This window comes from Streptomyces sp. NPDC001156, assembly GCF_053598275.1.
Genome location: NZ_JBSFJX010000285.1, coordinates 1 through 8,539, shown reverse-complemented (window position 1 = coordinate 8,539; position 8,539 = coordinate 1). Strand labels below are relative to the sequence as shown.

At 70.1% G+C, this 8,539-nt stretch carries 6 protein-coding genes; 3 read left to right on the top strand and 3 right to left on the bottom strand.

The annotated features are described in order from the left end of the window. Positions 1–139 precede the first annotated feature (139 nt). Complete coding sequence (locus ACWDA7_RS47535) at positions 140–1,408, top strand: MFS transporter (RefSeq protein ID WP_450613765.1); 1,269 nt, start codon at positions 140–142, stop codon at positions 1,406–1,408. An 84-nt stretch (positions 1,409–1,492) separates the two neighbouring features. On the opposite strand, the gene ACWDA7_RS47530 is transcribed toward ACWDA7_RS47535, so the two are convergent. Beyond that, the gene (locus ACWDA7_RS47530) at positions 1,493–2,587 is read right to left on the bottom strand and encodes an alpha/beta fold hydrolase (RefSeq protein ID WP_450613763.1); all 1,095 of its coding nucleotides are present in this window, start codon (positions 2,585–2,587) and stop codon (positions 1,493–1,495) included. A gap of 175 nt (positions 2,588–2,762) precedes the next feature. Continuing rightward, positions 2,763–3,515 (bottom strand): maleylpyruvate isomerase family mycothiol-dependent enzyme, encoded by a 753-nt coding sequence (locus tag ACWDA7_RS47525; RefSeq protein WP_450613761.1) that lies wholly within the window; start codon positions 3,513–3,515, stop codon positions 2,763–2,765. Between the two features lie 305 nt (positions 3,516–3,820). On the opposite strand from ACWDA7_RS47525, the gene ACWDA7_RS47520 reads away from it, so the two are divergent. Beyond that, complete coding sequence (locus ACWDA7_RS47520) at positions 3,821–4,639, top strand: enoyl-CoA hydratase/isomerase family protein (RefSeq protein ID WP_450613759.1); 819 nt, start codon at positions 3,821–3,823, stop codon at positions 4,637–4,639. A gap of 244 nt (positions 4,640–4,883) precedes the next feature. Here the strand turns inward: ACWDA7_RS47520 and ACWDA7_RS47515 are convergent, their stop codons facing one another. Beyond that, the gene (locus ACWDA7_RS47515; RefSeq protein ID WP_450613758.1) at positions 4,884–5,492 is read right to left on the bottom strand and encodes a TetR/AcrR family transcriptional regulator; all 609 of its coding nucleotides are present in this window, start codon (positions 5,490–5,492) and stop codon (positions 4,884–4,886) included. Positions 5,493–5,869: 377 nt separating this feature from the next. Here ACWDA7_RS47515 and ACWDA7_RS47510 point away from each other — a divergent pair, with 377 nt between their 5' ends. Next, positions 5,870–8,344 carry a SpoIIE family protein phosphatase gene (locus ACWDA7_RS47510; protein ID WP_450613756.1) on the top strand — a complete coding sequence of 825 codons (2,475 nt, stop codon included), beginning with the start codon at positions 5,870–5,872 and terminating at the stop codon, positions 8,342–8,344. Positions 8,345–8,539 lie beyond the last annotated feature (195 nt).

Genomic DNA, 8,539 nt, shown 5'->3' with positions numbered 1-8,539 from the left:
CCTGTGGCGCCTCGTCGACGGCGAACTCACCCGCGACTGACGCCCACCGCCCTCGCCTCACAGGGGCCCCCTTCGCCTCACCGCGGCCCCTGCTCCCGTTCCGCCTTTTCCCACTCTCCCGCCTTCGTAGGAAGCTGCTGTGAGTGCACAATCCACCGTCCCGGGCGTGAAGCGCGGCACCATCCCCGTCTTCGCCACCGCCACCGCGATCGCCGTCGCCAACATCTACTTCACCCAGCCGCTTCTCGAGCAGATCGCACGGGACCTGCGCATCTCCTCCTCGGCCGCCGGCATCATCGCGACGGCCGGCCAGATCGGCTACGCGCTGGGCATCGTCGCGATCGTCCCCCTCGCCGACCGCGTCCGGCTGCGCCGCCTGACCACGATCCTGCTCGCCGTGACCGCGTTCGCCCTGTTCGCCGGAGGAGTGGCGCCCTCGATCGCGCCGCTGGGCCTTGCGACCTTCGTCCTGTCGACCACCACGGTGGTCCCGCAGGTCATCATGCCGACCATCGCCTCGATGTCCGCCCAGGGCCAGACCGGCCGGGCCCTGGGCGCAGTCGGCACCGGGCTGACGCTGGGAGCGCTGCTCTCCCGCACCGTCTCCGGGGCTCTCTCGGAGGTGACCGGGACGTGGCGCGTCGACTACTTCGCCGCCGCACTGGCCACAGGCTGCCTGCTGTTCGTCCTGCCCCGCTACATGCCGGAGCGCAGCCCGGCCACCGGTGCGACAACGACCGGCTACCTGAAGCTGCTTGCTTCCATTCCGCCGCTGGTCGTCCGCTATCCCACGCTGCGGCTGTCCGCCCTGCTGGGCTCGGTGAGCTTCGCGGCTTTCTCGTCGTTCTGGGCCACGCTCGCCTTCCACCTGTCCGAGAAGCCCCTTCAGCTCGGACCGGCCGCGGCAGGACTTTTCGGCCTCAGCAGCGTGCCCGGCGCTCTGGCGGCCCGCTACTCGGGCCGGCTCTCCGACCGATACGGCCCCGACACCGTCAACGCGATCGCGCTGGCATCCGCCGGCGCCGCCTTCGTGGTCTTCCTGCTGGGCGGCGAGTCCTTGGCGGCCCTGATGATCGGCTGCAATCTGCTGGGCTACGGCACCACGAGCGCCCAGATAGCCAACCAGACCCGTGTCTTCACGGGACCCGCCGCCATCCGCGCCCGCCTGAACACGGTCTACATCTTCTCCCTGTTCGCCGGCGGGGCGATCGGTTCGGCCGTCGGCATCGCCGTGTTCGAGGCCCACGGCTGGACGGCGATGGTCTACATCGGCATGGCGTACCTCGCCGTCGGGGCTCTGCTTCTGACGGGCCACGCCCATGCGAAGCGCCGTACGTCCGTGGTGCCTTCCACCGAGCCGGAGGTGAGCGCCGCGCGCCCCGCACCGGCCGCCTCCGAACGCCGGTAGGTCTCGACGACCACGCGCAACTGGTGGGGCCGAGTGGGCTGGGAACAGCCACTCGGCCCCACGGTGCGCAGGTGTCCGAACCGGTCAGTTGCCGGAACTACGCCGTGGAGCGGGGACGTGCGCTCCGTTCCCGTCGCGGTACGGGGCCAGGAAGGTGGTCAGCGCCGCGAGCATCTCGTCAGGCGCCTCCTCGGCAACCCAGTGGCCGCAATTCGGGATGACCACGGTCTGCACATCGTGTGCGGCGCGGCTCATCGTGACCCCGGCGCCGTCCTTGATGCTCTCCTCTCCGCCTATCGCCAGGACGGGAAGGGTGAGCAGGCCGGCCTTCTGGCGTGCCGCGTTCTGTGCGGTGGTGGTGTCCAGGGCGCGGTAGAAGTTGAAGCTGCCGCGCAGCGCGTCGCGGGACGTGAGGCCGCCGACGTAGTAGTCGACGGCGTAGCCGGGCAGCTTCTTGACGGCGTTCACGTCGAACTCGAAGCCGAAGAAGATGTCCTCCCGTCCCCTGACGAGGAGTTCGTTCACCTCGGTGAGCCGGTTGAAGCCGATGTGCCACACCCGGTCGTTGAGCCACTGGGGGCCGAAGACCGGCGGCGAGTCGCTGATGCCGGGCAGGGGAGCCTCGGAGACGACCAGGCGGTCGACCCGCTCGGGGTGATCGGCGGCCAGCGCGTAGGCGATCGGCATGCCGGTGTCGTGACCGACCACCGCGAACTTCTCATGGCCGAGCGCGTCCATCAGCGCTGCCAGGTCGCCTGCGAGGGTGCGGGTGTCGTATCCGTCCTGGGGCTTGTCGGTCAGCCCTCGCCCGCGCTGGTCGACGGCGATGACCGTGAAGTCCTTGGCCAGCGCCGGCATCAGCAGGCGCCAGGCGTACCAGGTCTCGGGCCAGCCATGCACCAGCAGCAGCGCCGGCCCCTGACCTCCGACGACCACGTGCTGGCGCAGTCCGCCCGCCTGGACGAACCGGCTGGTGAACGTCTTGGTGAAACCCGCCGGGAGGTTGGGCGCCTCGGAGACGGTGCCGGGGCCCGTCACACCGCGGCGAGACCCTGCTTCCGCCGCCTGAGCCGAGCGGCCGGAGAACAAGCTGATGGATCCGGCAGTCGCCGCGGCGACCGCGGCGGCCGAGGCGGAAAGGAATGTCCGCCGGGAGTGCGGCGGGACTTTTGCTGACATGGTGGAGCTCCTGGGGTTGTCGGGTTCGCTCGGAGAGAGCTGAGATGGAGAGCCGAGACGGCGGGAGCGCGGAGGTGCGTGCGCAGCCGGCTCGGCGGAGTGCGATGTGCGGTGCGTGGTGAAGCCGCTGTTCGGCCCGGAGGAGACTGCCGTTCCGGGGCGGCGACTTCAGTGGTCAGAGCGTCAGCGTGGCCGTCAGCAGGGCGTCGGCCGTGGTGAGGTCGCCGCTGATCCTTTCCGGGTTCGCGCGCTGCCGCTTCCACAGGGCGAGCAGCAGCTCCATCGCTGTGGCTTCCACCGTGGCGGCCGCGGACCCCGCGTCCACCGGCAGGGCCTGCGGAACGTCGCCCGGCTGGATCAGCCAGCCGTGTCCGGTGTCGGTGCTGCGCAGCGCCACAGACGCGGGCAGCGGCTTCGGCTCGCCGCGGCCCCACACGAGGGGAACCATCAGGTCGAAGACCTCGTCCACGCCGTCTGCCGCGATCAGTGGATCGACGTGCACCTCGGCCCCTGTGACCAGTTGGGCGTCGACCAGGTGGACCGCGGTGTCCATGACCACGCGGCGGAACCAGAGCGCCGTCACCGCGTCGTCGATGCCGAACGCCCAGCACGGTGCGGCGGGATCGACCTCCTCCAGGGCGGTCAGCAGCACGTTCGCGCCCTGGGCGTACCAGTCGGCGACCGGCTCCCCGTCCGCCGGGGTGAACTGCTCACGGGACGGGCGGCCGGTCCGCACCACTGTCGCCGCGAAGCGGTACGCCTGGCCCAGATGGGTGCCCAGGTCCTGCAGGTTCCAGCTGCCGCAGGTGGGCACCGGGGTGTCCGGGGCGGCGGTGCGCAGCAGGAGCTCGAACGCCGCCACCTGCTCCCGCAGTACGGCCCGGTAGGTGTCGGGGGCGAGCGGCAGCGCGACAGGGCAAGGACTCACGACGATCTCCGGTGGGGACGAGTGGTGCGCGGGAACGCCTTCGTGCGTTCCCGTCGGTCCGGACACCCATCAGGATGATGTGCAACATCCTGTGGCGGAGCCAGAATGCTGTGCTGGATTGATTTTTGCAAGTCTGGTGGAGTTAATGTTCATGTTCGGTACGCGTCCTTGACGTGTGCGGCCTATCGTGCGATCCGTGGGATGCCAGCACTTCAAGGTGGACGCCATGACATCCCGCCAACTCGGATCTCCGGCCAGGCAAGTGCAGCTAGCTTTAAATAGAGTACTCAGCTAGCCTCTGACTCATGAGTGATGAACTGCAGTTCCAGGTAAGCGAAGTGACCCCGTCCTACTGGCAGGTGACCTTCTCCAACGGCCCGGTCAACCTCATCGATGTGGACACGATCGAGCAGCTCTCCGCCCTGGTGGACCGCATCGAGCAGGCTCCCGATCTGACCGTCGTGGTCTTCCGGAGCGCCAACCCCGACTTCTTCATGGCGCACTTCGACGTCCTGGCGGACGGAGCCCGTATCGCCGCCATGAAGCCCGGTCCCACGGGACTTCACCCGTACGTGGACAACCTCATCCGCCTCGGCAGGGTCCCCGCCGTCACGGTCTCCGCGATCGAGGGGCGCGCCCGAGGAGCGGGAAGCGAGTTCGTCCTGGCGACGGACATCCGCTTCGCCGGACCCCACGCCGTCCTGGGGCAGTTCGAGGTCGGCGTCGGGGCCGTGCCGGGCGGCAACCCGTCCGGGCAGCTGGGCAGGCTGGTGGGCCGGGGTCGCGCGATGGAGATCCTGCTCGGGGCGGATGATTTCCCGGCGCAGCTGGCGGCCGAGTACGGTTACGTCAACCGGGTCCTGCCCGAAGGTGAGTTGGACGGCTTCGTCGATGCCTTCGCCCGCCGTATCGCGGGGTTCGACAAGGTTGCCGTGGCCGAGACCAAGGCCCTCGTCGATGGGAGCACCCGCATCCCGGACGAGGAGTTCGGTGCAGCCCTCTCCGCCTACTTCCGCACGGCGGGACGACCGGAGAACGAGCACCGGGTCAGGCGTCTGTTCGAGGGTGGCCTGCAGCAGCCGGACGGTGTCGAACTGGACCTGGGCAAGCGGGTCGCGGAGTAGCGTTGAGTGCCCGAATCCGGGCTGAGGCGGGGGGAGTTCGAAGCGGAGTTCGTGGTGCCGGCCGATGACCGGGACGCCGAGGTCAGGACCCGGCGACGGTCATCGGCCGGCGGACTTCGACACGAGGGACAGGCGCGCTCGGCCGGAAAGAGGCCGGGCGCGCCTTTCGGTCGCGGCGGAGCTCAGGGCTCCCGTGAGTGCCGCGGCCGGCAGGCGCGGCCGGGGAGCCGCGTCGGGGGTGAGATCAGGAGGCAGGGGCAGGGGCAGGGGCAGGGGCAGGGGCCGGTGCCGCGTGCCGCTTGAGCTGGTCGGCGACGTTGATGAGCAGTTCGTCCGAGAGGCCGGAGTCTGCGACGGCCCGGGACATGAGGGTGGCGCCGACCAGGGCGCTGAGGGTGAGCATGGCCTCGGACCGGGCCTCCTTGGAGTCCTCGCCGAGACCGGCGATCAGGTCCAGATAGGAGCGGACCTGCTTCTCGTAGGCCTCCTTGAAGCCCTCGTCCCCGCGTCCGGCCGCGGCGCCGAGCGTGACCAGGGCGCAGCCGGTGGCCGGTGCGTCACGGTGCCGTTTGCCCAGGTAGCTGTCGATGAGGCCGGTGCGCGGTTCCTTCTCGTTCTTCCGGGCGGCCTGCTCCATCTTCGCGGTGCCCTCGACCAGGGCCTCGGTCACCGCCTGGTTGATCAGGTCCTCGCGCGAGGAGAAGTGCTTGTAGAAGCCGCCGTGCGTCAGACCCGCCTCTTTCATCAGTTCGGCGATGCCGGGGCGGGTGATGCCCTCCGCGCGGACCTTGCGGGCCGCGATCCGCAGCACCCGTTCCCGGGACGCCGCCTTCTCCGCCTGTGAGTGTCCCATGCCGGGCCTCCCTCCGAGGAGCGGCCGTCGCCGCCCAGAAGCTAGATGAAACCCATCATACACCCGAGAAGAAAATAGGCTCTGATCTGCACTTCTTATTTTTCGAGATGATGGAATACTTCCTGAATCTGGATGTTTTACACCATGCAGATCGGTGGGTGCCCTCGTCGGCGCCCCACCGGATCCCTGCTCGCGACGCCGCTGCCGGGGCACCGGCGCACCGGCACACACCAAAAACGCGCCGCAGTCCTAGACGAATGCGCCACCACTGCGGCCGGTGTGCGGCGCGCGTGATGGCCGTGCCCCTGGCGGACCTCAGCGCAGGGAAACCGGGCCCCTGGCAGACCTCAGCGCAGGGGAGACGGAGAGGACGATCGATGGACAGCCCTACAAGAGCGATATTCGCGGCGGCCCAGACGGCCTTCCAGACGGCGGGCGCGGCGATAGCCCTGCTCGACGCGGAGGGAACGGTGGTCGGCTGGACGCAGGCCGCCCAGCGGCTCGTCGGCTACTCCGCCGCCGACGTCGTCGGCCGGTCCGGTGCCGTCCTGCTCGCGGCGGCCGAGGACCGGGAGAAGGCGCCGGCGGTCGTTGCAGAGAGCAGCGCCCAGGGCCACTGGTCCGGCTTCGTCGACGTACGCCACCGCGACGGGCACACCATCGACGTGCGCCTGTGCGTGTCGTTGCTCACCGGGCAGGACGGCCGGGCCCGGTGGGTCATCTCGGCGACCGACAAGGTCATGTTCTCCTCGTGGGGCGCGGGCGGAGCGGCGGTGCAGACGCTCCCGAGCACGCTGCGCCTGCCGAGCCACACGCCGATCGGCGTCGTCATCCGCGACACCCACCTGCGCTGCACCTGGGTCAACGACACCCAGGGCGCCAAGGACGGCATCCCCGTCCGGCAGCGGTTGGGGCGCACGCTGACGGAGACGGCGCCCGGCCCGCAGGCCGACATGCTCGAGGCGCTCATGCACCAGGTCCTGGAAAGCGGCGTCCCGGCGATCCACACCGAGTACGGGGCCTTCCTGTCGACCTTCGGACGCGGGAAACGCACGCTGGTCGCCTCCATCTTCCGCCTCGACGACGCGCAGGGCTGTGCCCTGGGCGTCTGTGCCGTGAGCATGGACGTCACCGACAGCGAACGGGCCCACGAGCGCCTCGCGATCCTGAGCCGGGCCCGCAAGGACATCGGGACCACCCTGGACGTGATGCGCACCGCGCAGGAGCTGGCCGACCTCGCGGTACCGCTCATCGCGGACTTCGTGACCATCGACTTGGCGGAGTCGGTTCCGCACGGCGACGAGTCCCTGGCCCGCATCGGGCCGCAGGTCGGGGGCATCCCCGCATTCCGCCGCGGCGGCCTGGCCTCGATCCATCAGCAGGCCCCGGAGTCCCTGTTCGCGCGGGGAGAGCCGGTCTTCGTCTCGCCCGTCTCGCCCTTCAACGGCGTTCTGCGCACCGGGAAGTCGCACTTCGAGCCGGTGCTGGACACCGCCCCGGGCAGCTGGGCGAGCCAGCAGCACGTGGCACGCGTGCGGAAGATCCACGAGCACGGGATGCACTCCTTGATGGTCGTCCCGATCCATGCGCGGGGCGCCGTGCTGGGCGTGGCGGTGTTCGTCCGCGGGGACAACGAGATGCCCTTCGAGGAGGACGACCTTCTCCTCGCCGAGGAACTCGTCAGCTGGGCCGCCCTGGCCCTTGACAACGCCCGCCGCTACACCCGCGAGCGCTCCGCGGCCCTGGCGCTGCAGCGGCACCTGCTGCCGCGGCGGGCCACGGGCGGAGCCGCCGCCGACGTGGCCTGGCGCTACCTTCCGGCTGACGGCCACCACGGCGTCGGAGGCGACTGGTTCGACGTGATCCCGCTGCCCGGTGCCCGGGTCGCCCTGGTCGTCGGCGACGTCGTCGGGCACGGCATCAACGCGGCGGCGACCATGGGCCGCCTCCGCACCGCCGTGCGCACGCTCGCCGACATGGACGTACCTCCCGACGCCCTGCTGGCCCACCTCGACGAGCTGGTCGCAGGCCTTGCCGACGAAGAGGTGGACCCCCACGACCCGGCCATCCCGGCCGCGGGAGCCACGTGTCTGTACGCGGTCTACGACCCGGTCACCCGGCGCTGCACCGTGGCCCGCGCCGGCCATCCGCCGCCCGCGATCATCGGCCCGGACGGCCAGGTCACCTACCCGGAGCTGCCCTCCGGGGCCCCGCTGGGTCTCGGACTGGTCGACTTCGAGTCCGTCACACTGGTACTGCCCGAGAGAAGCGTGCTCGCCTTCTACACCGACGGACTGATCGAGGACCGCGACCACGACATCGACGTCGGCATGCAGCGCCTGGGCACCGCCCTGGCACGCCCCGGCCTCCCGCTGGACGAGCTCGCCTCGGCCGCGATTGACACGTTGTCCACCCGGACACCGGGCGACGACGTCACCCTGCTCCTCGCCCGGACCCGCTCACTGGGCCCGGACCGGGTCGCCTCCTGGCAGCTCCCGGAGGACCCGGCCGCCGTCGGCCGCGCCCGTTCCCTGGCCGCCGGGCAGTTGAAGCAGTGGGGACTGGAGCACCTGGTCGACTCCACCCGACTGATCGTCAGCGAACTGGTCACCAACGCCATGTGTCACACCTCCGGCATGATCGGCCTGCGTCTCATTCGACACGACGAGATGTTGACCTGCGAGGTCTCCGACATCAGCGACAGCCACCCACGCCTGCGCAACCCCCGCACCACCGACGAGAACGGCCGCGGCCTCCCTCTCGTCTCGCAGCTGTCCCGCCGCTGGGGAACCCGCTGCACACCGGACGGCAAGCTGATCTGGGCGGAGCTGGCGCTGGGATCCGGGGCGTGACGGGGGTTGGGAGCTGTTCGTTTTCGGATGTGCAGGAGTGTGCGTGAGGGTGTGCTGGTTTGTGGTGTCGCAGCGCGCGTACGTCGCATGGCGGCACTGAATGAGTTCCTAACGGACGTCAAGCAGATCGTGGTGATCTCGGGGGTTGGTTCGTAGGGTGGTTGTCGACGGGCCGGTTGCCGGAGCGCTTCGCGA

What these genes read in the sequence shown, in the direction of transcription:
- ACWDA7_RS47530 (WP_450613763.1), bottom strand. Translation starts at nt 2,587, where the DNA reads ATGTCAGCAAAAGTCCCGCCGCACTCCCGGCGGACATTCCTTTCCGCC.
- ACWDA7_RS47520 (WP_450613759.1), top strand. Translation starts at nt 3,821, where the DNA reads ATGAGTGATGAACTGCAGTTCCAGGTAAGCGAAGTGACCCCGTCCTAC.
- ACWDA7_RS47515 (WP_450613758.1), bottom strand. Translation starts at nt 5,492, where the DNA reads ATGGGACACTCACAGGCGGAGAAGGCGGCGTCCCGGGAACGGGTGCTG.
- ACWDA7_RS47510 (WP_450613756.1), top strand. Translation starts at nt 5,870, where the DNA reads ATGGACAGCCCTACAAGAGCGATATTCGCGGCGGCCCAGACGGCCTTC.